Origin of the sequence: Pseudomonas sp. USHLN015 (genome assembly GCF_037153275.1) — a bacterium.
Taxonomy (GTDB): domain Bacteria; phylum Pseudomonadota; class Gammaproteobacteria; order Pseudomonadales; family Pseudomonadaceae; genus Metapseudomonas; species Metapseudomonas tohonis.
Window position 1 is genome coordinate 350531 of record NZ_JBBCKP010000004.1, and the last position, 25502, is coordinate 376032.

Genomic DNA, 25502 nt, shown 5'->3' on the forward strand with positions numbered 1-25502 from the left:
GTCAGCCCTCCCGGCTTTCGAAGTCGATGCGCGGATCGACCAGGGTGTAGGTGATGTCGCCGATCAGTTTCACGATCAGTCCCAGCAGGGTGAAGATGAACAGGGTGCCGAACACCACCGGATAGTCGCGGTTCAGCGCCGATTCGAAGCTCAGAAGACCCAGGCCGTCGAGGGAGAAGATCACCTCGATCAGCAGCGAGCCGGTGAAGAACATGCCGATGAAGGCGGCGGGGAAGCCGGCGATGATCAGCAGCATCGCGTTGCGGAACACGTGGCCGTAGAGCACGCGTCTCTCCGACAGGCCCTTGGCGCGGGCGGTGATCACGTACTGCTTGTTGATCTCGTCGAGGAAGCTGTTCTTGGTCAGGAAGGTGAGGGTGGCGAAGTTGCCGATCACCAGCGCCAGTACCGGCAGCACCAGGTGCCAGAGGTAGTCCAGGATCTTGCCGCCCAGGCTCAGCTCGTCGAAGTTGTTGGAGGTCAGCCCGCGCAGGGGGAACCAGTCGTAGTAGCTGCCACCGGCGAACAGCACGATCAGCAGGATGGCGAAGAGGAAGGCGGGAATGGCATAGCCCACGATGATCGCGGTGCTGGTCCAGACGTCGAAGGCATTGCCGTGGCGCACCGCCTTGGCGATGCCCAGGGGCACCGACACCAGGTACATGATCAGCGTGCTCCACAGGCCCAGGGAGATCGAAACCGGCATCTTCTCGATGATCAGGTCGGTGACCTTGGCATCGCGGAAGAAGCTGTTGCCGAAGTCGAAGTGCAGGTAGTTCTTGATCATCAGCCAGAAGCGTTCATGGGCCGGCTTGTCGAAGCCGTACATCTTCTCGATTTCCTTGATCAGCTCCGGGTCCAGGCCCTGGGCGCCGCGGTAGTTCGAGCCGGCCACCGAAACCTCGGCGCCGCCGCCGGAGATGCGCCCGGTGGCGCCGCCGGCGGCGGCATCGAAGCCTTCGAGCTTGGCGATCATTTGCTCAACGGGGCCGCCGGGGGCGGCCTGGATGATGATGAAGTTGATCAGCAGGATGCCGAACAGGGTGGGGATGATCAGCAGCAGGCGCCGCAGGATGTAGGCGAGCATTACTGCGCTTCCTCGCTCTGTGCGGCGTTGGCCGGGGCGTCTTCGGCATCGGCCTCCTCAGCGGGGGGCTTGGCGCCGGGCTTCTGCCACCAGGTGAGCATGCCGAAGTCATACAGCGGCGTGGTGGCGGGGCGGTCGAACTGGTTCCAGTAGGCCACGCGCCAGGTGTCCACGTAGTAGTTGGGCACCACGTAGTTGCCCCACAGCAGCACCCGGTCCAGGGCGCGGGAATGGTCGATCAGGCTCTGCCGCGAGTCGGCGCGGATCAGCCCTTCGACCAGCTTGTCGATGGCCGGGTCGCGCAGGCCGATGAAGTTGCGGCTGCCCGGGCTGTCGGCGCTGCGCGAGTGCCAGAACTCCATCTGCTCGTTACCCGGCGAGTTGGATTGGCCCCAGGTCCCGGGGATCATGTCGTAGTCGCGCGAGCGCAGGCGGTTCATGTACTGCGAGACGTCGACACGGCGGATGGTCAGGTCGATGCCCAGCTCGGAGAGGTTGCGCTTGAACGGCAGGATCACGCGCTCCAGGTTGGCCTGGGCGATCATGATCTCGAAGGCCAGGGGCTTGCCGTCGGGGCCGACCATCTTGTCGTTCTCGATGCGGTAGCCGGCCTCGGTGAGCAGCTTGTAGGCGCGGCGCTTCTGCTCGCGGATGATGCCGCTGCCATCGCTGACCGGTGGCTTGAATTCCTGGGTGAAGACCTCGTCGGGGATCTGCCCGCGCAGCGGTTCCAGGATCTTCAGTTCGGCCTCGCTGGGGAGCCCGGTGGCGGCCATCTCGGAGTTCTCGAAGAAGCTCCGGGTGCGCTTGTAGGAACCGAAGAACAGCTGCTTGTTGGTCCATTCGAAATCGAACAGCGAGGCGATGGCCTCCCGCACCCGGCGATCCTGGAACACCGGCCGGCGGATGTTGAAGGCGAAGCCCTGCATGCCCACCGGGTTGTGGTTGGGGATGGCCTGCTTGATGATCTTGCCGGCGCGCAGGGCGGGGCTGTCGTAGCCGGTGGCCCAGTCCTTGGCGGAGTACTCGAGGTTGAAGTCGAACTGGCCGGCCTTGAAGGCCTCCAGCGCCACCGACATGTCGCGGTAGTAGTCGACGGTGATGACGTCGAAGTTGTAGTAGCCGCGGTTAACCGGCAGGTCCTTGCCCCACCAGTCCTTGACCCGCTCGAAGCGGATCGAGCGTCCGGCGTCCACCTTGGTGATGCGATAGGGGCCACTGCCCAGCGGCGGCTCCAGGGTGTTCCGGGAGAAATCGCGGGTCGCCCACCAGTGCTTGGGCAGCACCTGGATCTGCCCGAGGATCAGCGGCAACTCGCGGTTGCCCGGGTGCTTGAAGTCGAAGCGCACGCGCTGCTTGTCCTCGGCCACCACCTGGGCCACGTCGGAATAGTAGTGGCGGTACATCGGGTCGCCGTGCTCGACCAGGATGTTGAAGGTGAACACCACGTCGTCCGAGGTCACCGGGGTGCCGTCGTTGAAGCGCGCCTTGGGGTTCAGGTAGAAGCGCACGTAGCTGTTGTCCGGAGCCTTCTCGATCTTCTCGGCGAGCAGCCCGTACTCGGTGAAGGGCTCGTCGGGGGAGTGATAGGTCAGGGTGTCGTGGATCAGCCCCAACTGGCCCGCCGCCGTGCCCTTGGGAATGAACTCGTTGAGGCTGTCGAAGCCGCCGAAGCCGGAGAGGCGCAGGGTGCCGCCCTTGGGGGCGTCCGGGTTGACCCAGTCGAAGTGCTTGAAGTCCGCCGGGTACTTGGGCGGCTCGTCGTAGAGGGTGATCGCGTGGCGGGGCTCGGCATGGGCGATGCCGGCGAGGGTCAGCAGCAATGCGCCGCAGCCGCTCAGGCAGAGGGAGCGCAGGGTCTTGCTCATCGGGATTTCTCCGTGGGCTTCAGCCACCAGGCGCGCAGGCCCAGGGTATAGGGCGGCGTGGTGACGAAGGCGAACCTGTTGCGGTACGCCAGGCGGTGGTAGTTGATGTACCAGTTGGGAATGCTGTAGTGCTGCCAGAGCAGCGTGCGGTCCAGTGCGCGCCCGGCGGCGACCTGCTCGTCGCGGCTCTGGGCGCCGAGGAGCTTCTCGACCATGGCGTCCACCACCGGGTCGGCGATGCCCGCGTAGTTCTTGCTGCCTTTCACGGAGGCCTGGCTGGAGTGGAAGTAGAGCGACTGCTCCAGTCCGGGGCTGAGGGTCTGGGCCAGGGTCATGAGGATCATGTCGTAGTCGAAATGGTCCAGGCGCTGCTTGTACTGGGCGCGGTCGACGGTACGCAGGGTGACGTCGATGCCGATGCTGGCGAGGTTCTCGCTGTAGGGCTGGAGGATGCGTTCAAGGTTCGGATTGACCAGCAGGATTTCGAAACGCAGCGGTTCGCCACGGCTGTTCACCAGACGCTGGCCGGAGAGCTTCCAGCCGGCGTCGGCCAATAGACCCAGGGCGCGGCGCAGGGTTTCCCTGGGGATGCCGCGGCCATCGGTTTCCGGGACCTTGAAGGGCTCGGTGAACAGCTTGGCCGGCAACTGCTCGCGGTAGGGGGAGAGCAGCAGCCATTCCTGGCCCTCGGGTTTCCCGCCGGCCTCGAACTCGCTGTTGGGGTAGTAGCTGCGGGCCCGCGCATAGGCGTTGTTGAACAGTGCGCGGTTGGTCCATTCGAAGTCGAACATCAGGCCCATGGCCTCGCGCACGCGGCGATCCTGGAAGGTGGCGCGGCGGGTGTTCATGAACAGCGCCTGGGTCTGGGTGGGGATCTGGTGCGGTATCTCGGCGCGGATCACATCCCCGCGGGCGATGGCCGGGAAGCGGTAGCCATTGGCCCAGTTCTTCGCCTGGTGCTCGATGTAGAAATCGAATTCACCCGCCTTGAAGGCCTCGAAGGCCACGTTGCTGTCGCGGTAGAACTCCACCTCGACGCGGTCGAAGTTGTACTTGCCACGGTTCACCGGCAGCTTTTCGCCCCACCAGTCCTTGACCCGTTCGAACACCAGCCCGCGCCCGGGGCGGACCTGGGTGATGCGGTAAGGCCCGCTGCCCAGTGGTGCCTCGAAGCTGGTGGCCTTGAAGTCGCGGTTCTTCCAGTAGTGCTGCGGCAGCACCGGCATCTCGCCCAGGCGCAGGATCAGCAGCGGGTTGCCCGCGCGCTTGAGCACGAAGCGGATGCGGTGGCGGTTGAGGATGTCGACCCGCTGCACCTCCTGCAGGCTGGTGCGGTACTGCGGGTGGCCGCTGCTCACCAGGGTGCGGTAGGAGAAGGCGACGTCATAGGCCGTGATCGGCTGGCCGTCGTGGAAGCGCGCTTCCGGGCGCAGGTTGAACACCACCCAGCTGCGGTCCTCGCTGTACTCGACGCTTCTCGCGATCAGCCCGTAGCTGGAGGCGGGCTCGTCGCCAGAGGGGTCGTAGGCACCGGTGCCCGCCATCAGCGGCTCGTTGAGCTCGGTGACGCCGTACTGTAGGAAGTTCGGCGTCGATACCGGGCTGCTGCCCTTGAAGGTGTAGGGGTTGAGCGTGTCGAAGGTGCCAAAGGCCATCACCCTCAGCGTGCCGCCCTTGGGGGCATCGGGGTTCACCCAGTCGAAGTGGGAGAAGCTTTCCGGGTATTTGAGGGTGCCGAACTGGGCATAGCCATGGCTCTCGCTGATGGTCGCGGCCACCGGGCCGCTGGCCAGGCTGATCATCAGGAGCAAGAGGCGGCGCATCAGGCGTGTATCCGGTCCATGGCAGGGTGGTCGTGGGTGGGATCGTGAGCCTGGCTGGGCATGAACACCTCGGACGGGCGTGCCGCCGGCTGCATCTCGGGCCCTCGGCGGGAGCCGTCGGGCGGGCATTTTGTCCGGTACAGTAACAGCTTGTATCCACTGGAAAAAGAGCTGGTTCAGGGCCGGATGGCCAGCATTTTGACTACACTTCCGGAAAACGTGCAGGGGTTCCTATCTTGGGTTCACGTAGCCATGGTTTGCAGTCATGGATCGACAGGCTCAATCAGGCGGATTTGCCCGCTCTCGCCGCGGTGGTGCAGGACCTGCACAAGCTGGCGCAACACGACAAGGCGTCGGTCCAGCAACTGGCCGACGTGCTCCTGCGCGACGCCGCGCTCACCTCGAAGGTGCTGCGGGTCGGCAATAGCGTCTACTACAACCCTTCCCAGGAAACGATCCGCACCATCTCGCGGGCGATCGTGCTGATCGGCTTCGACAACGTGAGGCTGATCGGTCTGTCGCTGTCGCTGATCGACGGCCTGCTCACCCGCGCCCCGCGCGAGCAGCTGCAGGAGTTGCTCGCACGCTCCTTCCATGCCGCCGTGCAGGCCCGCAACATCGCCGGCTACGTGCTCACCCGCGATCAGGAGGAAGTGTTCATCGCCGCCTTGCTCTACCACCTGGGCGAGTTGGCCTTCTGGGGTTGCGGCGGCGAGCAGGCCGACGAACTGGCCAGCGCCCTGGCCCAGGCCGGCGTCGACGAGGACGAGGCGGTGCGCCAGGTGCTGGGCACCAGCTTCCGCCAGCTCACCGGTGGCCTGGTGAAGAGCTGGAACCTCGGCGAGATCGTCGCCCTGGCCCAGGGCGGCAGCGCGCAGAACGACCCTTCGGTAAAGGCCGTCAGCCTCGGCGTGCGCATCAGCGAGGCGGCTCTCGAAGGCTGGGATTCGGCGTCCATGGGCAAGCTGGTGGGGCAGTTGGCGAGTTTCATCGGCGTCACCCCCGAGGAGGCGATGCAGCAGGTACTGGCCAGCGCCGACGAGGCGGTGAAGGTGGCGGCGACCTTCGGTGCCAGCAAGCTCTGCGCGCTGATCCCCAATACCGATCCCGAGCAGTTGCTGCAACAGCAGGCCCAGCGCAAGGCGCGGCTGCTGCAGCCGGACCTGTTGCTGATGCAGCAGGCGTTGCAGGACCTGGGGATGATGGTTTCGCGTAATGCGGATGTCAGCCTGATCCTCGACACCCTGACCAAGGGCCTGCACCAGGGCGTCGGCCTCGAGCGGGTGATGATCGCCGTGCTTGCCGATCGGCAGACGCGCTTCCGCGCCAAGCGCGCGGTGGGCGAGGGCAGTGCCCATTGGCTCAGCGAGTTCGAGCTGCCGGCGGAACTGCCCGAGCAGCCGCACCTGTTCAGCTATGTGCTGCGCAGTCGCGAGGCATTGTGGATGGGAATCCCGGCGAGCTACAGCCTGAGCGACCTGGTGACCCAGCCCATGCGCCGCTGGTTCGGCCAGGGGATGTTCTTCGTCGCACCGCTGCGGGCGGGCAGCCGCGAGATCGGGGTGATCTACGCCGACTGCCGGCTATCGGGAAGGGCGCTCAAGCATGAGCAGTTCATCGCCTTCCAGCGCTTCGCCCAGTTGGCCGGGCGATGCCTGGAGGCGCTGACTCAGGGGAGGTAGAGCGTGAGGGTCTGGCCGGGCTTGAGCGCGTGGCCGCTGCGCGGGTTCCAGCGCTGCAGGTGCTTCATCTCGACGTTGAAGCGCTTGGCGATCACGTAGAGCGAATCGCCTTCCTTGACCTTGTAGTAGGTCACCGCATCGCGGCCGGGCTTGTCGATCGAGGCGACCATGCGTGCGGTGCTCTTGGCGGGCGCCTGGCCGGGGGCTTGCAGCGCCAGGCTCTGGCCAACCTTCAGGGCGTTGCCGGAAAGACGGTTCCAGCGCTTGAGATCAGCCACGTCGACCCCGGTCTGCTTGGCGATCTGCCAGAGGTTGTCGCCATTCTTCACCTTGTAGGTACGCGGCGCGCTGCTCGGGCGCTCCTCGGCACGGGCCAGGTTCTGGAACAGCGGCTGGCTCGGCTTGGCGCCCGGCTCCACCGGGATGCTCAGGGCCTGGCCCACGCGCAGGTGGTTGCCGGAAAGACCATTGATCTCCTTCAGGGTGTTCACCGTCACGTGGTAGCGGTTGGCGATGCCATGCAGGCTGTCTCCGTTGCGCACCTTGTACTCCTGCCACTCCACCAGGTCCTGCGGCTTCATCATCGACAGGTTGGCGGCCAGCAGCTCGGCCTTCTCGGTCGGCACCAGCAGCTGTTGCGGGCCGTCCACGGTGATGCGTTTCTTGAAGGCGGGGTTGAGCTGGTAGAGCTCGTCCTCGTCCACTTCGGCCATGGCGGCCACGCGGGACAGGTCCATGCGTTGCTTGAGCTCGACCACTTCGAAGTAGGGCTCGTTGGCGATGGGGCTGAGGTTCACGCCGTAGGCTTCGGGCGCCAGTACCACCTGGGACAGGGCCAGCAGCTTGGGCACGTAGTCACGGGTTTCCTGGGGCAGAGGCAGGTTCCAGTAGTCGGTTGGCAGCCCCAGCTTCTGGTTGCGTTCGATGGCCCGGCTCACGGTACCTTCGCCGGCGTTGTAGGCGGCCAGTGCCAGCAGCCAGTCGCCGTTGAACATCTCGTGCAGGCGGCCGAGGTAGTCCATGGCCGCATTGGTGGAGGCGGTGATGTCGCGGCGACCGTCGTACCAGCTGGTCTGGCGCAGGTTGAAGTGACGGCCGGTGGAGGGGATGAACTGCCACAGCCCCACCGCATCGGAGCGGGAATAGGCGAAGGGGTTGTAGGCGCTCTCGATCACCGGCAGCAGGGCCAGTTCCAACGGCATCTTGCGCTCTTCGAGGCGCTCGACGATGTAGTGGATGTACAGGCTGCCGCGCTGGCTGGCGTTCTCGACGAAGGAGGGATTGCTGACGAACCACAGGCGCTGTTGCTCGATGCGCGGGTTGACGCCGATCTCGTCCTGCAGGGCGAAGCCCTTGCGCATGCGCACCCAGATGTCCTGGGGTTCGCGCTCGACGGGCACCTCGTCCAGCCACTGGTTCTGCTGCTGCATGCCGACGGCGAGGTCGGTGTCCTGGCCCGCGTCCTCGGGCTTGTGGGCGGCGCTCTGGCATCCAGCCAGCGCGGCGGCGCACACCAGCACGAGCGCCCGGGAGGCTCGAACCAATGCGTCTAGATCAAGGGTTTGGTACGACTTGGACGGCATTGGTCAGGGTGCTTTTCCGGGCAAAAAGATCGGGCGATTCTAGAAACCGACCCGGGGGTGGTCAAGTTTTCACCAGCTCAACTGTGACCTGAGAGGGGTTTCAGAAGCCGTCTTTCCATGCCCGGATGACGGCGAAGACCTGTGCGGGTGCGGGATTGTGGGTCCCGGTCCGCTTGTCGGCTATTTCTTTTACGGATGTTTCATTCACCCGCAGGAAGGGATTGGTCAGGCGTTCCAGGCCGATGGTCGTGGGCAGGCTGACGCCGTCCTGCTCGCGCAGCCGGGTGACCTCCTCGAAACGTCGCGCTACATCGGCATTGCCGGGCTCCACCGCACGGGCGAAGCGCAGGTTGCTCAGGGTGTATTCGTGGGCGCAGTACACCAGGGTTTCCGCCGGCAGCGCGGCGAGGCGGGCGAGGGCATCCTGCATGCCTTCCGGGTTGCCCTCGAACATGCGCCCGCAGCCTGCGGCGAACAGGGTGTCGCCGCTGAACAGCAGCGGCCGCGTGGCATCCGCGTGGAAGAAGGCGATGTGGCCGAGGGTGTGGCCGGGCACGTGGATGACGCGGAACGAAAGACCCAGCACCTGCACCAGGTCACCTTCGCCCAGGGCCTCGTCGCGACCGGGGATGCGCTCGTTGGCCGGGCCGAGCACGCGGGCCCCGGTGGCCGCCTTGATGCGCTCGACGCCGCCGACGTGGTCGGCATGGTGGTGGGTGATGAGGATGTCCGTCAGGGTCCAGCCGGGGTGGGCCTCGAGCCAGGCCAGCACCGGTGTCGCGTCACCCGGGTCGACCACCGCGCAGCGGCGTTCCGTCGCATCCTGCAACAGCCAGATGTAGTTGTCGGAGAAGGCACGCAGGGGGTCGATCTGTATCATGATCCGGTCGCCAATCAGTGAGCAAAGGAGCATCTTAGGGCTCCCATGCAGGAGATTTCCATGACCGAGAAAGCCTTCGCCCAGGCCGACCCCGCCTGGATCGAGCTGATCGACGATGCCCGCACCTGGTTCGAAGGTCCGCTCGGCGGCCTGATGCTGTTCGAGGAGCAGCGCCTGCTGGAGGACGAACTGGCACGCTATTTCGGTGGCTACCTGGTGCACTACGGCCCGCGCGCCGAGCTGCCGCCGGGGGCGAAGCAGATCCAGCGCAGTGTGCACCTCGGGGCGCCGCTCTCGGGGGTCGAGATCGTCTGCGAGGAAAATGCCTGGCCGCTCAGTGAGCACGCCGCCGACGTGGTGGTGCTGCAGCACGGGCTGGATTTCTGCCTGTCGCCTCATGGCCTGCTGCGTGAAGCCGCGCGCAGCGTGCGGCCCGGCGGGCACCTGCTGATCGTCGGGGTCAACCCATGGAGCCCCTGGGGGCTGCGCCACTACTTCGCCGGGGACGCCCTGGGCAAGGCCCGCTGCATCTCGCCGACGCGGGTCGCGGACTGGCTCAACCTGCTGGGCTTCGCGCTGGAGAAACGCCGCTTCGGGTGCTATCGTCCGCCGCTCGCTTCGGCAGCCTGGCAAGCACGCCTGGCCCGGCTGGAGCGCTGGGGAGGCGCCGGGCAGTGGTTCGGCGCCGGCTTCTATCTATTGGTGGCGCGCAAGCTGGTGGTCGGCCTGCGCCCATTGCGTCCGGCACGCCGCGAGCCTATGGGCAAGCTGGTGCCGATGCCGGTGGCCAAGGTCAGCCGGCGCGATTCGAAACACGAGGCATAAGTGACCGATCAAGTCGAGATGTACACCGACGGCGCCTGCAAGGGTAACCCCGGTCCCGGTGGCTGGGGCGTATTGCTCGTCTACAAGGGCGTCGAGCGCGAGCTCTGGGGTGGCGAGCGCGACACCACCAACAACCGCATGGAGCTGATGGCCGCCATCAGTGGCCTGGCCGAGCTCAAGCGGCCTTGCAAGGTGCGCCTGGTGACCGACTCCGAATACGTGATGCGCGGCATTCGCGAGTGGATGCCGAACTGGAAGAAGCGGGGCTGGAAGACCGCGGCCAAGCAGCCGGTGAAGAACGCCGACCTGTGGCAACTGCTCGACGAGCAGGTGAACCGCCACGAGGTGGAGTGGCAATGGGTGCGCGGCCATACCGGCCACCCGGGCAACGAGCGCGCCGACCAGTTGGCCAACCGGGGTGTCAGCGAGCTGAACGCCCGCTAGAATGCCGCCTGCGGCTTTCCTTCCTTATATACAGAGCCATTCATTCACGGGCCCGAACATGCGTTATGTAGTACTGGATACCGAAACCACCGGCATGCCGGTGACCGATGGTCACCGCATCATCGAGATCGGCTGCGTCGAGCTGGAGGGTCGCCGCCTGACGGGACGCCACTTCCACTATTACCTGCAGCCCGATCGCGAAGTGGACGAGGGCGCCATCGCGGTCCACGGCATCACCAACGAGTTCCTGGTGGGCAAGCCGCGCTTCAAGGACATCGCCGACGAGTTCTTCGAGTTCATCAAGGGCGCCGAGCTGATCATCCACAACGCGGCGTTCGACATCGGCTTCATCAACAACGAATTCGCCCTGCTGGGCCAGAGCGACCGCTCCGACATCGCCGAACACTGCGGCGTGCTCGACACCCTGCTGATGGCTCGCAGTCGCCACCCCGGCCAGCGCAACAGCCTGGACGCCCTGTGCAAGCGCTACGACGTCGACAACTCCGGCCGCGACCTGCACGGCGCACTGCTCGACGCCGAGATCCTCGCCGACGTCTACCTGGCGATGACCGGTGGCCAGACCAACCTGTCCCTGGCGGGCGAGAGCGGCGAGGACAGCGGCAACGGTCCGCAGGCCAGCCCCATCCGCCGCATCACCGGTCGCGCGCCGGGCCGCGTGATCCTCGCCAGCGAGGCCGAAGTCCAGGCCCACATGGCCCGCATGGCGGTGATCGAGAAGTCCTCCGGCGCCCCCGCACTCTGGGTGCAGATGGAGCAACCGGCGGCTCCGGAAGCCTGAGTCGGCCGAGTTCCAGAGGCGCGACCTTTTCTTACAGGCTGAGGCAGCCGGGGTTCCGTCGACTCCGGCAAGCTTCTACCCTGAGGGCACAGGCGGGACGACCCCCGCCGCCCTCGGGAAGCCTGCATGTACAAAGACCTGAAGTTCCCCATCCTCATCGTCCACCGCGACATCAAGGCCGACACGGTCGCCGGTGATCGCGTGCGCGGCATCGCCCGCGAGCTGGAGCAGGACGGCTTCGCGATCCTCTCCACCGCCAGTTCCGCCGAAGGGCGCATCGTCGCCTCCACCCACCATGGCCTGGCCTGCATCCTCGTCGCCGCCGAAGGCGCGGGCGAGAACCAGCGGCTGCTGCAGGACGTGGTCGAGCTGATCCGCGTGGCCCGGGTGCGCGCACCGCAACTGCCGATCTTCGCCCTGGGCGAGCAGGTCACCATCGAGAATGCCCCGGCCGAAGCCATGGCCGACCTCAACCAGTTGCGGGGCCTGCTCTACCTCTTCGAAGACACCGTGCCCTTCCTCGCCCGGCAGGTCGCCCGCGCCGCGCGCAACTACCTCGAAGGCCTGCTGCCGCCGTTCTTCCGCGCCCTGGTGGAGCACACCGCGCAATCCAACTATTCCTGGCACACGCCCGGCCACGGTGGTGGCGTCGCCTACCGCAAGAGCCCGGTGGGGCAGGCGTTCCACCAGTTCTTCGGCGAGAACACCCTGCGTTCGGACCTCTCCGTCTCGGTGCCCGAACTGGGGTCGCTGCTGGACCACACCGGCCCGCTCGCCGAGGCCGAGGCCCGTGCCGCGCGCAACTTCGGCGCCGACCACACCTTCTTCGTGATCAACGGCACCTCGACGGCGAACAAGATCGTCTGGCACTCCATGGTCGCCCGCGACGACCTGGTGCTGGTGGATCGCAACTGCCACAAGTCCATCCTCCACTCGATCATCATGACCGGCGCCATCCCGCTGTACCTCTGCCCGGAGCGCAACGAGCTGGGCATCATCGGGCCCATCCCGCTCAGCGAGTTCAGCCGCGAATCCATCCAGGCCAAGATCGACGCCAGCCCCCTGGCCCGGGGCCGGGCGCCGAAGGTGAAGCTGGCGGTGGTGACCAACTCCACCTACGACGGCCTTTGCTACAACGCCGAACTGATCAAGCAGGCGCTGGGCGATGTAGTCGAGGTGCTGCATTTCGACGAGGCCTGGTACGCCTACGCGGCCTTCCACGAGTTCTACGACGGGCGCTACGGCATGGGCACCCGGCGCACCGACGACGGCCCGCTGGTGTTCACCACCCATTCCACCCACAAGCTGCTGGCGGCCTTCAGCCAGGCCTCGATGATCCACGTGCAGGACGGCGGCAGTCGCCAGCTGGACCGTGACCGCTTCAACGAGGCGTTCATGATGCACATCTCCACCTCGCCCCAGTACGGCATCATCGCCTCGCTCGACGTGGCCTCGGCGATGATGGAAGGCCCCGCCGGGCGCTCGCTGATCCAGGAGACCTTCGACGAAGCGGTGAGCTTCCGCCGCGCCCTGGCCAACGTCTGGCAGACCCTCGATGCCCAGGACTGGTGGTTCGATATCTGGGAACCGCCGCAGGTGGAGGGCGCCGAGTCGGTGGCGACCCGCGACTGGTTGCTGCAGCCGGGCGCCGACTGGCACGGCTTCGGCGACGTGGCCGACGACTACGTGCTGCTCGACCCGATCAAGGTCACCCTGGTCACCCCCGGCCTCAGCGCCGACGGCAAGCTGGGCGAGCAGGGGATTCCCGCCGCCGTGGTGGGCAAGTTCCTCTGGGAGCGCGGGCTGGTGGTGGAGAAGACCGGGCTCTACTCCTTCCTCGTGCTGTTCTCCATGGGCATCACCAAGGGCAAATGGAGCACGCTGCTCACCGAGCTGCTGGAGTTCAAGCGCTCCTACGACGCCAACGCCCCGCTGACCAGCGCGCTGCCCTCGGTGGCCCGTGCCGGCGGTGCCCGCTACCAGGGGCTGGGGCTGCGCGACCTGTGCGACGAACTGCACGCCTGCTACCGCGACAACGCTACCGCCCGCGCCATGCGACGCATGTACACCGCGCTGCCGGAGCTGGCGATCAAGCCCTCGGAGGCCTACGACAAGCTGGTGCGCGGCGAGGTCGAGGCGGTGCCCATCGAGCAGCTCCAGGGGCGCATCGCCGCGGTCATGCTGGTGCCCTACCCGCCGGGCATCCCGCTGATCATGCCGGGCGAGCGTTTCACCGCGCAGACTCGCTCGATCATCGACTACCTGGCCTTCGCCCGGACCTTCGACAACTGCTTCCCCGGCTTCGATTCCGATGTCCACGGCCTGCAGCACGACGACAGCCCCACGGGGCGCTGCTATACCGTTGACTGCATAAGGGAATGACGGGCCTGGGGGCGCGATGAGCGAGGAAAGACCGGCGGGCCGGGCAGGCACCATGGGGTTCTGGACCTGCACCGCGCTGGTGGTGGGCAACATGATCGGCTCCGGGGTCTTCCTGCTGCCCTCCAGCCTCGCGGCCTATGGCGGCCTTAGCCTGTTCGGCTGGCTCATCTCCAGCACCGGGGCGGTGATCCTGGCGCTGACCTTCGCCCGCCTGGCCCGGCTCAACCCCGGTGCCGGCGGGCCCTACGCCTATACCCGCGACGGCTTCGGCGCCTTCGCCGGCTACCTTTGCGCCTGGACCTACTGGAAGGCCGCCTGGATCGGCAATGCGGCCATCTCGGTGACCCTGGTGGGCTACCTGCAAGTGTTCTTCCGGGCCCTGCGCGACCCGCTGCTGACGGTCGCTACCGCCATCGGTGCCATCTGGCTCTGCACCCTGGTCAACCTGCGCGGCATCGGTGCCTTCGGCCTGGCGCAGAACATCCTCACCGCCCTCAAGCTGATCCCCTTGCTGCTGGTGGGCGTGCTCGGCTGGTTCTCCTTCCACCCCGAGTACCTGCGCATCCCCGATGTCAGCGAGCTGCCGCCCGGTTCCGGCGGCTACGCCAAGGCCATCGCCACCACGGCGGCGCTGACGCTCTGGTCCTTCATCGGCCTGGAGTCCGCCACCGTGCCGGCCGATCACGTGCGCGACCCCAAGCGCACCATCCCCCGCGCCACCGTGTTCGGCACGCTGGTGGCGGCGGCGGTCTACATCCTCTCCATCACCGCCGTGCAGGGCGTGCTGCCCCCCGAGGTCCTGGTGCGTTCCACGGCGCCCTTCGCCGATGCGGCGAGGGTGCTGATCGGCGACTGGGGCTACCACCTGGTGGCGGCCGGCGCGGTCATCGCCTGCCTCGGCGCGCTCAACGGCTGGGTGCTGCTGCAGGGGCAGATCCCCATGGCCACCGCGCGTGACGGCCTCTTGCCCGAGTCCCTGGCCAGGACCAACAAGCACGATGTGCCGGCCAACGGCCTGCTGATCTCCGGCGTGCTGGTCACCGCCCTGGTGCTGGTGGACGGGCAGGGCGAGCTGGTGGACGTGTTCAACGTGATCATCCTGCTCGGCACCATGACCGGCGTCGTGCCCTACGCCTTCTGCACCGCCGCGCTGCTGCAGCAACTGGCGGTGCAGCCGGGGGATTTCTCCGCCAACGAGCGTGGCCGCCTGGTGGCCATCGGTGTGCTCGGTTTCGCCTACTCGATCTGGGCGCTCTACGGCACGGGCGAGCAGGCTATCTTCTGGGGGTTCCTCGTGCTCATGGCCGGCATCCCGCTCTATACCTGGCGCCAGTGGCGCAACCGGGTACACGAGGAGGCCCTTGGCTCGCGCCCTTGAGCCCCGTTGCAAGCGGCTTCTAACTGCCATGGCGTGTCCTGCATCACAGAGGTCGCCTTCGACTTTCATCGAACGCTTGATATAGTTGCCGGATTCAAAAAACCTGAAATTTCTGACAGGCCAGCACCAGAACTGGCGAGGATGACTGCCGTGTCCGACTACAAAGCCTTTCGCGTAGAACTGGCAGACAAGATTGCCCACGTCGAAATAAACCGCCCCGAGAAAATCAACGCCATGAACGCGGATTTCTGGGTCGAGATCATCGACATCTTCCGTTGGGCGAGCGAGAACGACGAGGTCCGCGTGGTGGTCCTCTCCGGCGCCGGCAAGCACTTCTCTTCGGGCATCGACCTGATGCTGCTGGCGTCGGTCGGCGCCCAGCTGGGCAAGGACGTGGGCCGCAACGCCCTGGCGCTGCGCCGCAAGATCCTCGAGCTGCAGGCCTCCTTCAATGCGGTGGACACCTGCAGCAAACCGGTGCTCGCCGCCATCCAGGGCTACTGCCTGGGCGGCGCAATCGACCTGATTTCCGCTTGCGACATGCGCTACTCCACCACCGATGCCCAGTTCTCCATCAAGGAGATCGACATCGGCATGGCCGCCGACGTCGGCACCCTGCAGCGCCTGCCGCGCCTCATCGGCGACGGCATGATGCGCGAGCTGGCCTACACCGGGCGCACCATCGACGGCGAGGAGGCCCGCTCCATCGGCCTGGTCAACCGCACCTACGCCGACCGCGACGCGCTGCTGGAAGGGGTCTTCGCCCTGGCCCGCGAGATCGCCGCCAAGTCCCCGGTCGCCGTGCGTGGCACCAAGGAAATGATTCGCTACATGCGTGACCACCGCGTCGACGACGGCCTCGAATACATCGCCACCTGGAATGCGGCGATGCTGCAGTCCGCCGACCTGCGCGTGGCCATGGCCGCCCACATGAACAAACAGAAGCCGGAATTCGCCGACTGATGCTGTACGAGAACTCCGCGCTGGAGGCGCGCTAGACGCATGGTCACTGGAGCCACTTCCCTGAGCCTGGTGCGCGACGAGCTGTTCGCCACCATAGAACAGGCCGAACAGAGCCTCGAGCAGTTCATCGTCGAACGGCAGAACGGCAGCCTGCTGCAACAGGCCGTGGAAAGCCTGCAGCAGGTGCGCGGCACCCTGAATCTCATCGAGCTGACCGGCGCCGAACTGCTGGCCCAGGAAGTCCTGGACCAGGCGACCGACATTCCCGCCGGTGTCGGCGAGGAGCGCGACACCCAGCTGGCAGCCCTGAGCAACGCGCTCTACGTCCTGCGTCGCTACCTGGAGAACGTCGACGCCCATCGCCAGGAAATGCCCGAGCTGCTCCTGCCGGCGATCAACGAGTTGCGCCAGGCCGCCGGCCAGCCGGCGCTGCCTGAAAGCTTCTTCTTCAGCGTGCGCCTGGACCAGGCGCGCGTTCCCGCAGCCGCCAACCTGCCCGAGACCGGTGCCCAGGACCTCCTGGCCCGCCGCCTGCGGCAGATGTACCAGGTGGGCCTGCTGGGCTTCATCCGCGAGCAGAACCCCCAGGCCAGCCTGAAGCTGATGGGTCGCGCCCTCGGCCGTCTCGACAGCCTCTACGCCATCGACCCGCGCGCACGCCTGTGCTGGATCGGCGCCGCTGCCGTCGAGGCCGTTCTGGACGGCCAGCTGCTGCCGCGCAAGGCTCGCAAGCAGCTGTTCTCGCGCATCGACCGCGAGCTGAAGCAACTGCTGGCGAACGAGCTCTACGAGGCGCCCCGCAGCCTGCAGAAAGAGCTGCTCTACCTCGTCGCCCTGGCCGATACCCAGGGACCTCGTGCGAGCGAGCTGCGCACCGTCTTCGGCATGACCGCGCTGCCCTTCACCGACCACCTGCTGGAAGAGGAATACCAGCGCCTGGCCGGCCCGGGGCAGGCGGTGATGCGTTCCCTGTCCTCGGCCATCCGCGAGGAGCTGGCCAGCGTCAAGGATGTGCTCGACCTGATCGAGCGCGGCACCGCACAGACAGATAGCTTCGGCAGCCTGCACGCGCTGCTGGGCAAGCTGGCCAAGACCCTCGGCATGGTCGGCCAGACCTCCGCCGCCAATGCGCTGCACGCCCAGTTGCCGGTGGTGGCGGGCTGGAGTGAGGCGACGCCGGCCGCGCCCGAGTCCCTGCACAAGCTGGCGGACGCGGTGCTCTACGTGGAAAGCATGGTCGCCGACCTGGAGCGTGGCGAGCGCCGCGAAAGCCGCCAGGCCGCCGCCCAGGCGATGACCGAGTCCGAATCCTTCGCCCAGCACCAACTGACCGAGGCGCGCATCGTGGTCATCGACGAGGCCCAGGCAGGCCTGGCCATGGCCAAGCGTGCGATCACCGCGTACCTCGAATCCAACGGCGACAAGCTGCACCTGGCCAACGTGCCCCTGACCCTGCAGGCGGTGCGTGGCGGCCTCTGGTTCCTCGGCCAGGAGCGTGCGGCGCTGCTGGTGGGCGCCTGTGGCGATTTCATCCAGAAGGACATGATCGAAGCGCCGCAGATGCCGTCCGAGCAACTGCTGGAAACCCTGGCCGATGCGCTGACCAGCCTCGAGTACTACCTCGAGGGCGGCGGCGTGCTGCGCCCCGACGCCCAGCCGAGCGTGCTCGACCTGGCCGCCGAGAGCGTGCGCGCCCTGGGCCTGTCGGTGGCCGCCTGATGGCTGGCGAACGCTGGCAGCCCGGCCTGCTCGATGCCGGCCGCACCGGTGGCTGGGCCCTGGCCCACTGCCGCCAGCAGTTCCTCGCCGATGGCAATGGCGTGCTGTTCCCCCGGGAATGGCTGAAGCGCCAGGACCTGCCGATCCTCTCCGAACACGGCATCGGCCATTTCGATGGCGACGAGATCTACCTGCTTGAGCTCTCGAGCACCGCCGATGTACCCGGCAGCGCCTGGGTCGGCCTGCGCCAGTTGATGATGCAGGGCGATCCGGACACCTTCCGCATGCTCGGCTTCGCCACCCAGATCGGCACCTGGGCCGACCACCACCGCTTCTGCGGCAGCTGCGGCGCGCGCATGAGCCAGGTGAGCGGGGAGCGCGCCATGCATTGCCAGAGCTGCGGCGTGCACCATTACCCGCGCCTGTCGCCGAGCATGATCGTGCTGGTGACCCGTGGCGACGAGCTGCTGCTGGCGCGTTCGCCACGCTTCGTCAGTGGCGTCTACAGCACCCTGGCCGGTTTCGTCGAGCCGGGCGAGTCGGTGGAGCAGTGCGTGGCGCGTGAGGTGCGCGAGGAAGTCGGCGTGGAGATCGCCACGCCGCAGTACATCGGCAGCCAGAACTGGCCCTTCCCGCATTCGCTGATGCTCGGCTTCCACGCCGAGTACGTCAGTGGCGATATCGTCCCGCAGCCCGGCGAGATCGAGGATGCCCAGTGGTTCTCCATCCATGACCTGCCGCCGTTGCCGGCCAGCAAGTCCATCGCGCGCTACCTGATCGACCTCTACCTGGCGCGCCGCCTGGGCCACTCAGAACCAGTGCTGCCAGGCTAGCCGCGCAGTCAGCGCCAACACCACGCAGATGAACACCGGGCGGATGAACTTCGCCCCGCCGCTGATGGCCGTGCGTGCACCGAGGAAGGCGCCCGCCATCAGGGCGACGCCCATGCAGATGCCCAGCAGCCAGGCCACCTGGCCACCGACCACGAACACCGCGAGTGCCACGCCATTGCTGACGAAGTTCATGGTGCGTGCCACGCCGCTGGCGCGCACCAGGTCGAGGGGGTAGAGCAGCAGGCTGCTGACGGTCCAGAAGGCGCCCGTGCCGGGGCCGGCGACGCCATCGTAGAAGCCGAGGCCCAGGCCCTGGGGCCACTGGCGACGGCGGGGGATCGGAGCGTCCGTGGCGTGCTGGGCGTCCGGCAACTTGCCGAACAGCAGGTACAGGCCGCAACCGAACACCACGGCGGGGAGCATCTGGTTCAGCCAGTGGGCCGGCAGCCAATGGGCGATGACGGCGCCGATGGCAGCGCCCAGGGCCGTGGCGATCAGGGCGCCGCGCCATTTTGCCGGCTCGAATAGTTTGCGCCGGTAGAAGGTGTAGCTGGCGGTGGCCGAGCCGAAGGTGGCGCACAGCTTGTTGGTGCCCAGTACCAGGTGCGGCGGCAGGCCGGCGGTGAGCAGGGCGGGGATGGTCAGCAGGCCTCCACCACCGGCGATGGCATCGATGAAACCGGCGAGAAAGGCGACCGCCGCCAGCACCAGAAGGGTGACGGGGTCGACGGCGAAGTCGAGAGGGAAGGGCATAAATGCTCGATCTGTGTCCGATTGCGCAGCGCGGCAACTGGTCGCTGCGCCGGGAGGTCCGCATAATGCCGGCTATTTTGCACAGAAGGAAAGGGTTCCATGCAGTACGACGGCCTGGCCTGGGGCATTGCCCTGCTGGCTCTACTCGCGGCGGTGGTCGCCGCGCGCATCCTCTTCGATCGCAGCTGGTTCCTCGGCTGGCTGCGCGGCACCGTCGGGCTGGCATTCCTCGCCCTGGCGCTGCTGGTGGGCACCGTGGCCTGGGACCTGACGCGCTACGAGCCGTTGCATGCCGACAAGCCCATCGTCACCCTCAACTTCAAGGCCCTCGGCCCGCAACGCTACGAGGTGACCCTGCTGGAGGGGGGCAACGAGCGCAGCGTGCTGCTGGACGGTGACCTGTGGCAGCTGGACGCGCGCCTGCTGCGCCTGAAGGGCCTGGCCGAGCTGATCGGGCTGCAGCCGGGCTACCGCCTGGAGAAACTCTCCGGCCGCTTCCTCGCCATCGAGGAACAGCAACTGGCTCAGCACCCCGAGGCGGAGCTGGCCGTCAGCCCCTATGGCATCGACCTGTGGCGCTGGCTGCGGCTGAACCAGCGCGACCTGTTCCTCTTCGATCCGCAGGCGCAGCGGGTGACCTACCTGCCGATGGCCGATGGCGCGGTCTACTCCGTCGCCCTTTCGCCCACCGGCCTGCTGGCCCAGCCGCTCAACCCGGTCGCCACCCAGGCACTCAAGGACTGGCGCTGATCGCCCCGCACCACCCGCGTCGATGCACAAACGAAAAGGGAGCCCGAAGGCTCCCTTTTTCATGGGCGGGGTTTCCTCAGGAGAGGAAGCCGCCGTCCACGTTCAGTGCCACGCCGGTGGTGTAGCTGGAGGCGTCGCTGGCGAGGTACAGCACGGTGCCGGCCATCTCGCTCGGGTCGGCCACGCGTTTGAGCGGGATGCGCTGCAGGGCGACGTTGAGGATGGCGTCGTTCTTGGTCAGGGCCGAGGCGAACTTGGTGTCGGTCAGGCCCGGCAGCAGGGCGTTGCAGCGGATGCCGAACTGCGCGCATTCCTTGGCGAAGACCTTGGTCATGCTGATGACGGCGGCCTTGGTCACCGAGTAGATGCCCTGGAACTCGCCCGGGGAGACGCCGTTGATGGACGCGACGTTGATGATGCTGCCACCCCCGTTCTGCTTCATCAGCTTGCCGCCTTCGATGGACATGAAGTAGTAGCCGCGGATGTTGACGTCGACGGTCTTCTGGAAGGCCGACAGGTCGGTGTCCAGCACGTTGCAGAACTGCGGGTTGGTGGCGGCGTTGTTGACCAGGATGTCGAGGCGGCCGAACTGTTCGCGGATCTGCGCGAAGACGCTCTGGATCTGTTCCATCTCGCCGATGTGGCAGGCGATGGCGGTAGCCTTGCCACCCTCCGCGATGATGGCGTCGGCGACGGCCTGGCAGCCGTCGATCTTGCGGCTGGAGACGATCACGTGGGCGCCCTGCTGGGCCAGCAGCTTGGCGATGGCCTCGCCGATGCCGCGGCTGGCGCCGGATACGAAGGCGATCTTGCCGTCGAGGTCGAACAGGTGGGTCTTGGACATGGGGTTCCCCTTGTTGTGAGCCGTGTTACAGCCGTGATTTGCCGATGACCTGCAGGCTCATCTGCTCCAGCAGCTTGTTCATGTGGATGAACTGTGCGAAGCGCTTGTCCTGGGTCTGGCCGTGGAAGAAGCGGTAGTAGATCTGCTGCACGATGCCGGCCAGGCGGAACAGGCCGTAGGTGTAGTAGAAGTCGAGGTTGCTGATCGGCGGCAGGCCGGCGCGCTCGGCGTAGTAGTCGGCGAACGCCTGGCGGGTCAGCATGCCGGGCAGGTGGCTCGGCTGGCGGCGCATCAGCTGTACCGGCGCCGGGTCGGCGGCCTCGATCCAGTAGGCGAGGGTGTTGCCCAGGTCCATCAGCGGGTCGCCGATGGTGGTCAGCTCCCAGTCGAGCACACCGATGATGTTCATCGGGTTGGCCGGGTCGAGGATCACGTTGTCGAAGCGGTAGTCGTTGTGCACGATCGCCGGCTTGTGGTGGTCGGCCGGCATCTTGTCGCGCAGCCAGGCCTTGACCGGCTCCCAGGTGGGCGCGTCGGGCGTCAGGGCCTTCTCGTAGCGGTCGCTCCAGCCACCGATCTGGCGCTGCACGTAGCCTTCCGGCTTGCCCAGGTCGCCCAGGCCGCAGGCGTTGTAGTCGACGTTGTGCAGCTCGACGAACTTGTCGATGAAGTTCTTGCACAGCTCGCGGGTCTTGGCTTCGTCGAGGTTCAGCTCGGCCGGCACGTCGGCCCGCAGGATCACGCCCTTGACCCGGTCCATCACATAGAACTCGGCGCCGATCACCGACTCGTCGGTGCAGTGCACGTAGGCTTTCGGGCAGTAGGGGAAGCCGTCGTTGAGCTGGTTGAGGATGCGGAATTCGCGGCCCATGTCGTGCGCGGACTTGGCCTTGTGGCCGAAAGGCGGCCGGCGCAGGACGAACTCGCGCTCCGGGTACTCCAGCAGGTAGGTCAGGTTCGAGGCACCACCGGGGAACTGGCTGATGCGCGGCGTGCCGGTCAGGCCGGGGATATTGGCCTTGAGGTAAGGATCGATGGCTGCGGCGTCGAGCTCTTCGCCTTCGCGGATGCGGGTGGACTGATCAGTAAGCGTCATGCTTATCCCTTCTACTTATGATGAGGGCCCGAGATTATTCGCTAATCTAATGCCGCCCCGAGGGCGTCACAAGGGCGAAGGGCCGTTATAGGCAGGCGTGTTGCAGCACAATCAAACTGCCTGATTAGCCCGGATTCACCTGCGCCGGGCGAAAAAAAACCGGAGCCCTGGGACTCCGGTTTCCTTTGTTCCTGGCCAGCTCGAAAGCTTAGACCGGGAAGAGCTCGCCGAGCTTCATGGCGAGCATCATGTCGCCTTCGGCGCGCAGCTTGCCGCCCATGAAGGCCTGCATGCCGTCGGTTTCACCGGTCATGATGCCGACCAGGGTCTCGGTGCTCATGATCAGGGTGACGTTCGGGTTCGGGGCGTCGCCTTGCTGTACGTCGCAGGTGCCGTCCTTGACGACCAGGTAGTGGTTGTCGCCATCTTCGATGTTGAACTGGAATACCAGGTCCAGGCCAGCGGCGGCACCGGCGTTGAACTTGGACTGCATGTTTTTGACGATGTCAGCAACTGTGGTCATGGTTCTATCCTTTATTTTTCAGGTTTTTCTAGCGGCCCGAGAGCCGCAGTGGGCCGGGCTCATCGGTAGGTGATGAGTTCCGGCGCCCTCAACAGTTCCAGATGCACATGACTGTTGAAGGAAGCTAGCGCCACTTCGCTGCCACGGAACTTGAGGCGCGAGAGCGAAGTATTGACGATCTGCCAGTTGAGCTCGAATGCGCGGTCCGCCGGCACGCCGGCCACATGGTGGAGCAGGGCGGTGATGGTACCGCCGGAGGTGAAGACCGCGATGTTCTGTTTGCTTTCGGCGTGTTGCAGCACACGTTCCAGCCCGCCCGCGACCTGGTCGTGGAAGGCCTGCCAGCTCTGCAGCTCGGCGTTGTCGTAGTCGCCCGCCACCCAGCGCAGCACCAGCTTGGAGAACAGGCGCTGGAACTCGGCGCGGTTCTGCGGGGCGTTGCGCATGATGTGCAGGGCTTCGGGCTCCTGCTCCAGCAGGCTGGGCAGCAGCGCACGGATCACGGCGTCCGCGTCGAATTCGTTGAAGGCCGGGTCGGTGTCCACGGCGGGGGCGGCGAGGCCGGCGGCACGCAAGCGCGAGAGCGCGGCTTCGGCGGTGTGCTGCTGGCGCTGCAGGCTGCCGGCGACGCAACGGTCGAGGTTCAGTCCGAGGCCGGCGAGATGGTCGCCGAGGACTTCGGCCTGGCGAACTCCGACGGCGGAGAGCACGTCGTAGTTATCGGCGCCGAATGAAGCCTGGCCATGTCGGATCAGGTAGATGCTGCCCACGTACGCTGCCGTCCCGGGACGTTGAAAGTTTCGCGAGGTTATGGGGAAGCTCTGGGGCTGTCAACGAAAAAACATACGCTTGTTTGAATGCATTCCCGCTATTTATTAAGCGGTTTTTCCATCTCTGGTGGATGACCGATGGGGGCGGGTATGCTTGGCCGGTTTCGCGCCTGCCACAGCGGGCGACAGTCGATCCCAAAGGGGGTGTTGTGGAGTTCTTAGCCGATTACGCGAGCTTTCTCGCCAAGACGATAACGCTGGTGGTGGCCATCCTGGTCGTCCTGGTGGCGATAGCCGCCGTGCGCGGGCGAGGGCGTCGCGGGGGCAGTGGCCAGCTGGCGGTGACCAAGCTCAACGATTTCTATAAAGGCCTGCGCGAGCGCCTGGAGCACTCGCTGCTGGACAAGGACCGCATCAAGGCCCAGCGCAAGGAAGAGGCCAAGGCCGCCAAGGCGGCGAAGAAGGCCGGCGAGCAGAAGCCGCGGGTCTTCGTCCTCGACTTCGATGGCGATATCAAGGCCTCGGCCGCCGAGCAGATGCGTCACGAGATCACCGCGCTGCTGACCCTGGCCACTCCCGCTGACGAAGTGGTGCTGCGCCTGGAAAGCGGCGGCGGCATGGTGCACAGCTACGGCCTGGCCTCCTCGCAGCTGGCGCGCATCCGCCAGGCGGGCATCCCGCTGACCGTGTGCGTCGACAAGGTCGCTGCCAGCGGCGGCTACATGATGGCCTGCATCGGCGACAAGGTGCTCTCCGCGCCCTTCGCCATCCTCGGCTCCATCGGCGTGGTGGCGCAGCTGCCCAACGTGCACCGTCTGCTGAAGAAGCACGACGTCGACTTCGAGGTGCTCACCGCCGGCGAGTACAAGCGCACCCTCACCGTGTTCGGCGAGAACACCGAGAAGGGCCGGGAGAAATTCCAGGAAGACCTGGAAACCACCCACGAGCTGTTCAAGAACTTCGTCGCCCGCTACCGCCCGCAACTGGCCATCGACGAAGTGGCCACCGGCGAGGTCTGGCTGGGCATGGCCGCACTGGAAAAGCGCCTGGTGGATGAGCTCAAGACCAGCGACGAGTACCTGGCCGAGCGCGCCCGCGAGGCCGACCTGTTCCTGCTCAACTTCATCGAGAAGAAGAGCCTGCAGGAGCGCTTCGGCCTGGCCGCCAGCGCAGCCGTCGACCGGGTGTTGCTGAACGGGTGGGGTCGCCTCAGCCAGCAGCGCTTCTGGCAGTGAATGAAAGAGGCCCGGAGCGATCCGGGCCTCTGCGCTTTCACGCCTTGCTCAGGTACATGGTGATCTCGGCGCGCAGCACGGCGGTGTCGCCGACATAGGCCATCACCGGCACCTTGACGTCGCCCAGCACCGACCAGTCCACCGCGCTGCCATCGGCCACGGCGCGCACGTCGCCATTGGCCTTGGCCAGGTATTCCACCGTCATGCCGCGGGGAATCCAGCGGGTGCCGGCGGGGATGGAGGCGTCGGTCATGGTGCCGGCCACCAGCTCGGCGGCGTTGCACAGCGCGATGGCGTGCACGGTGCCGATGTGATTGAGCACCTCGCGGCGCTTGGGAAAGTTGATTTCGGCGTAGCCCGCGCGCAGTTCGACGAACTGCGGGGCGATGCTGGCGAAGTAGGGGGCGACCTGGCCGATCATCGCGCTGAACTGCGCTGCACCGGCCTGCTGGAACATCTGCAACATCTGGCTCATGGGTTCCGATTCTCTCGTGAGTGGATTGAAGATGAGCGCGCGCCGCAGCAGTATACGAATATTAGAAAAGAATTCTAGAATTATATTCTAGTCATTTCACCGGGAGTTCCATGGCTCGTTCCTCGCGCAAAGACGACATCCTCCAGGCCGCCCTCCGGTGCTTCACCGAGGAAGGCGTGGACGCCACCACCATCGAGATGATCCGCGACCGCTCCGGCGCCAGCATCGGCAGCCTCTACCACCACTTCGGCAACAAGGAGCGCATCATCGGCGCGCTCTACCTCGCCGGGGTCGGCCAGTACGCCGCGCTGCTGCAGGAGGGGCTCGCCAGGGCAGCCGATGCCGAGGCCTGCGTGAAGCTGCTGGTCACCGCCTATATCGACTGGGTGGTGGCCAACCCCGATTGGGCGCGCTTCGTCCTGCACAGCCGCTCGCGGGTGGAGGCGGGGGAGGTGGGCGACCAGTTGCGCGAAGCCAACCGCGAACACCACGCGCGCATCCTCGCGGCGCTGCAGGCGTACCGTGAAGCCGGCGCCCTGCGAACCCTGCCCGAGGACTGCTTCGCCTCGGTGGTGATCGGCCCGACCCACGACTTCGCCCGCAACTGGCTGGCCGGCCGCACCCGCACGAGCCTCGCCGACTGCCGCGACCTATTGGCCCAGGTGGCCTGGGAAAGCGTGCGCGCCTGAAAGAGCGTTCCGTGTGATCCGTAGGTTGGGCTGAGGTACGAAGCCCAACATCGCGAGGCCGGGCATCGCACCGTTGGGCCTCGTTGCGCTCGGCGCCAACC

At 66.4% G+C, this 25502-nt stretch carries 23 protein-coding genes; 12 read left to right on the forward strand and 11 right to left on the reverse strand.

All coding sequences use genetic code 11. The annotated features are described in order from the left end of the window. Position 1: 1 nt before the first annotated feature. Genes WFQ67_RS10575 through WFQ67_RS10585 form a run of 3 tightly spaced genes read right to left on the reverse strand, consistent with a single transcriptional unit; the run spans position 2 to position 4778 of the window. The gene (locus tag WFQ67_RS10575; protein ID WP_337056812.1) at positions 2–1087 is read right to left on the reverse strand and encodes a microcin C ABC transporter permease YejB; all 1086 of its coding nucleotides are present in this window, start codon (positions 1085–1087) and stop codon (positions 2–4) included. After that, positions 1087–2955, reverse strand: coding sequence for an extracellular solute-binding protein (locus tag WFQ67_RS10580; RefSeq protein WP_337056813.1), 1869 nt, complete (start codon positions 2953–2955; stop codon positions 1087–1089). Before WFQ67_RS10580 ends, WFQ67_RS10575 begins: the two co-directional genes overlap by 1 nt. Then, positions 2952–4778 carry an extracellular solute-binding protein gene (locus WFQ67_RS10585; RefSeq protein ID WP_271105540.1) on the reverse strand — a complete coding sequence of 609 codons (1827 nt, stop codon included), beginning with the start codon at positions 4776–4778 and terminating at the stop codon, positions 2952–2954. The genes WFQ67_RS10580 and WFQ67_RS10585 overlap by 4 nt, the downstream gene beginning before the upstream one ends. A 257-nt stretch (positions 4779–5035) precedes the next feature. Between WFQ67_RS10585 and WFQ67_RS10590 the strand changes: the two genes are divergently transcribed. Continuing rightward, positions 5036–6460: an HDOD domain-containing protein gene (locus WFQ67_RS10590; RefSeq protein WP_213629049.1), complete on the forward strand. Its 1425-nt coding sequence runs from the start codon at positions 5036–5038 to the stop codon at positions 6458–6460. On the opposite strand, the gene WFQ67_RS10595 is transcribed toward WFQ67_RS10590, so the two are convergent. Both WFQ67_RS10595 and gloB read right to left on the reverse strand, forming a co-directional pair. Then, a complete protein-coding gene (locus WFQ67_RS10595; protein ID WP_337056816.1) occupies positions 6448–8043 on the reverse strand; it encodes a LysM peptidoglycan-binding domain-containing protein in 1596 nt (531 codons plus the stop codon). The genes WFQ67_RS10590 and WFQ67_RS10595 overlap by 13 nt on opposite strands. A 100-nt stretch (positions 8044–8143) precedes the next feature. Then, positions 8144–8923 (reverse strand): hydroxyacylglutathione hydrolase, encoded by a 780-nt coding sequence (gene gloB, locus WFQ67_RS10600; RefSeq protein WP_213629051.1) that lies wholly within the window; start codon positions 8921–8923, stop codon positions 8144–8146. 60 nt (positions 8924–8983) lie between these two features. Here gloB and WFQ67_RS10605 point away from each other — a divergent pair, with 60 nt between their 5' ends. The 8 genes from WFQ67_RS10605 (at position 8984) to nudC (ending at position 18266) form a co-directional block, all read left to right on the forward strand. Continuing rightward, entirely contained in the window at positions 8984–9748 is a 765-nt protein-coding gene (locus WFQ67_RS10605) for a methyltransferase domain-containing protein (RefSeq protein WP_111261361.1), read from the forward strand. An 18-nt stretch (positions 9749–9766) separates the two neighbouring features. Continuing rightward, entirely contained in the window at positions 9767–10192 is a 426-nt protein-coding gene (gene rnhA / locus WFQ67_RS10610) for a ribonuclease HI (RefSeq protein WP_111261362.1), read from the forward strand. A gap of 58 nt (positions 10193–10250) precedes the next feature. After that, a complete protein-coding gene (gene dnaQ / locus WFQ67_RS10615; RefSeq protein ID WP_337056817.1) occupies positions 10251–10991 on the forward strand; it encodes a DNA polymerase III subunit epsilon in 741 nt (246 codons plus the stop codon). 126 nt (positions 10992–11117) lie between these two features. Continuing rightward, the gene (locus tag WFQ67_RS10620; protein ID WP_173178802.1) at positions 11118–13373 is read left to right on the forward strand and encodes an Orn/Lys/Arg decarboxylase N-terminal domain-containing protein; all 2256 of its coding nucleotides are present in this window, start codon (positions 11118–11120) and stop codon (positions 13371–13373) included. A 16-nt stretch (positions 13374–13389) separates the two neighbouring features. Next, positions 13390–14751 (forward strand): amino acid permease, encoded by a 1362-nt coding sequence (locus WFQ67_RS10625; protein ID WP_337056818.1) that lies wholly within the window; start codon positions 13390–13392, stop codon positions 14749–14751. 150 nt (positions 14752–14901) lie between these two features. Next, a complete protein-coding gene (locus tag WFQ67_RS10630) occupies positions 14902–15714 on the forward strand; it encodes a crotonase/enoyl-CoA hydratase family protein (protein WP_111261339.1) in 813 nt (270 codons plus the stop codon). Between the two features lie 39 nt (positions 15715–15753). Then, entirely contained in the window at positions 15754–17433 is a 1680-nt protein-coding gene (locus tag WFQ67_RS10635; protein WP_285962132.1) for a ferrous iron transporter B, read from the forward strand. Beyond that, entirely contained in the window at positions 17433–18266 is an 834-nt protein-coding gene (gene nudC, locus WFQ67_RS10640) for an NAD(+) diphosphatase (protein WP_213629055.1), read from the forward strand. The genes WFQ67_RS10635 and nudC overlap by 1 nt, the downstream gene beginning before the upstream one ends. On the opposite strand, the gene WFQ67_RS10645 is transcribed toward nudC, so the two are convergent. Continuing rightward, positions 18243–19019, reverse strand: a complete 777-nt coding sequence (locus tag WFQ67_RS10645) for a TSUP family transporter (RefSeq protein ID WP_337056821.1) — start codon at positions 19017–19019, stop codon at positions 18243–18245. The genes nudC and WFQ67_RS10645 overlap by 24 nt on opposite strands. Positions 19020–19118: 99 nt before the next feature. Here WFQ67_RS10645 and WFQ67_RS10650 point away from each other — a divergent pair, with 99 nt between their 5' ends. Beyond that, a complete protein-coding gene (locus WFQ67_RS10650) occupies positions 19119–19769 on the forward strand; it encodes a hypothetical protein (RefSeq protein ID WP_213629057.1) in 651 nt (216 codons plus the stop codon). Between the two features lie 76 nt (positions 19770–19845). Here the strand turns inward: WFQ67_RS10650 and WFQ67_RS10655 are convergent, their stop codons facing one another. From WFQ67_RS10655 to WFQ67_RS10670, 4 genes are all read right to left on the reverse strand, one after another. Next, positions 19846–20613, reverse strand: coding sequence for an SDR family oxidoreductase (locus WFQ67_RS10655; RefSeq protein WP_173178796.1), 768 nt, complete (start codon positions 20611–20613; stop codon positions 19846–19848). 25 nt (positions 20614–20638) lie between these two features. Then, positions 20639–21709, reverse strand: a complete 1071-nt coding sequence (locus WFQ67_RS10660) for a phosphotransferase family protein (protein ID WP_213629058.1) — start codon at positions 21707–21709, stop codon at positions 20639–20641. Between the two features lie 208 nt (positions 21710–21917). Then, entirely contained in the window at positions 21918–22232 is a 315-nt protein-coding gene (locus tag WFQ67_RS10665; protein ID WP_021221784.1) for an SCP2 sterol-binding domain-containing protein, read from the reverse strand. Between the two features lie 59 nt (positions 22233–22291). Continuing rightward, complete coding sequence (locus tag WFQ67_RS10670; RefSeq protein WP_271105549.1) at positions 22292–23002, reverse strand: histidine phosphatase family protein; 711 nt, start codon at positions 23000–23002, stop codon at positions 22292–22294. A gap of 209 nt (positions 23003–23211) precedes the next feature. Between WFQ67_RS10670 and sohB the strand changes: the two genes are divergently transcribed. Continuing rightward, positions 23212–24237 (forward strand): protease SohB, encoded by a 1026-nt coding sequence (gene sohB, locus WFQ67_RS10675; protein ID WP_337056823.1) that lies wholly within the window; start codon positions 23212–23214, stop codon positions 24235–24237. A gap of 37 nt (positions 24238–24274) precedes the next feature. Here sohB and WFQ67_RS10680 read toward each other — a convergent pair whose 3' ends face one another. Further along, complete coding sequence (locus WFQ67_RS10680) at positions 24275–24712, reverse strand: hotdog fold domain-containing protein (RefSeq protein ID WP_337056824.1); 438 nt, start codon at positions 24710–24712, stop codon at positions 24275–24277. A gap of 110 nt (positions 24713–24822) precedes the next feature. On the opposite strand from WFQ67_RS10680, the gene WFQ67_RS10685 reads away from it, so the two are divergent. Next, entirely contained in the window at positions 24823–25401 is a 579-nt protein-coding gene (locus tag WFQ67_RS10685; protein ID WP_213629061.1) for a TetR/AcrR family transcriptional regulator, read from the forward strand. The last annotated feature ends 101 nt before the right edge of the window (positions 25402–25502 follow it).

Bases quoted from the DNA above. Each gene is read 5' to 3' on its own strand.
- WFQ67_RS10575 (WP_337056812.1), bottom strand. From the start codon at position 1,087: ATGCTCGCCTACATCCTGCGGCGCCTGCTGCTGATCATCCCCACCCTG.
- WFQ67_RS10580 (WP_337056813.1), bottom strand. From the start codon at position 2,955: ATGAGCAAGACCCTGCGCTCCCTCTGCCTGAGCGGCTGCGGCGCATTG.
- WFQ67_RS10585 (WP_271105540.1), bottom strand. From the start codon at position 4,778: ATGCGCCGCCTCTTGCTCCTGATGATCAGCCTGGCCAGCGGCCCGGTG.
- WFQ67_RS10595 (WP_337056816.1), bottom strand. From the start codon at position 8,043: ATGCCGTCCAAGTCGTACCAAACCCTTGATCTAGACGCATTGGTTCGA.
- gloB (WP_213629051.1), bottom strand. From the start codon at position 8,923: ATGATACAGATCGACCCCCTGCGTGCCTTCTCCGACAACTACATCTGG.
- WFQ67_RS10605 (WP_111261361.1), top strand. From the start codon at position 8,984: ATGACCGAGAAAGCCTTCGCCCAGGCCGACCCCGCCTGGATCGAGCTG.
- rnhA (WP_111261362.1), top strand. From the start codon at position 9,767: ATGTACACCGACGGCGCCTGCAAGGGTAACCCCGGTCCCGGTGGCTGG.
- dnaQ (WP_337056817.1), top strand. From the start codon at position 10,251: ATGCGTTATGTAGTACTGGATACCGAAACCACCGGCATGCCGGTGACC.
- WFQ67_RS10620 (WP_173178802.1), top strand. From the start codon at position 11,118: ATGTACAAAGACCTGAAGTTCCCCATCCTCATCGTCCACCGCGACATC.
- WFQ67_RS10625 (WP_337056818.1), top strand. From the start codon at position 13,390: ATGAGCGAGGAAAGACCGGCGGGCCGGGCAGGCACCATGGGGTTCTGG.
- WFQ67_RS10635 (WP_285962132.1), top strand. From the start codon at position 15,754: ATGGTCACTGGAGCCACTTCCCTGAGCCTGGTGCGCGACGAGCTGTTC.
- nudC (WP_213629055.1), top strand. From the start codon at position 17,433: ATGGCTGGCGAACGCTGGCAGCCCGGCCTGCTCGATGCCGGCCGCACC.
- WFQ67_RS10645 (WP_337056821.1), bottom strand. From the start codon at position 19,019: ATGCCCTTCCCTCTCGACTTCGCCGTCGACCCCGTCACCCTTCTGGTG.
- WFQ67_RS10650 (WP_213629057.1), top strand. From the start codon at position 19,119: ATGCAGTACGACGGCCTGGCCTGGGGCATTGCCCTGCTGGCTCTACTC.
- WFQ67_RS10655 (WP_173178796.1), bottom strand. From the start codon at position 20,613: ATGTCCAAGACCCACCTGTTCGACCTCGACGGCAAGATCGCCTTCGTA.
- WFQ67_RS10660 (WP_213629058.1), bottom strand. From the start codon at position 21,709: ATGACGCTTACTGATCAGTCCACCCGCATCCGCGAAGGCGAAGAGCTC.
- WFQ67_RS10665 (WP_021221784.1), bottom strand. From the start codon at position 22,232: ATGACCACAGTTGCTGACATCGTCAAAAACATGCAGTCCAAGTTCAAC.
- WFQ67_RS10680 (WP_337056824.1), bottom strand. From the start codon at position 24,712: ATGAGCCAGATGTTGCAGATGTTCCAGCAGGCCGGTGCAGCGCAGTTC.
- WFQ67_RS10685 (WP_213629061.1), top strand. From the start codon at position 24,823: ATGGCTCGTTCCTCGCGCAAAGACGACATCCTCCAGGCCGCCCTCCGG.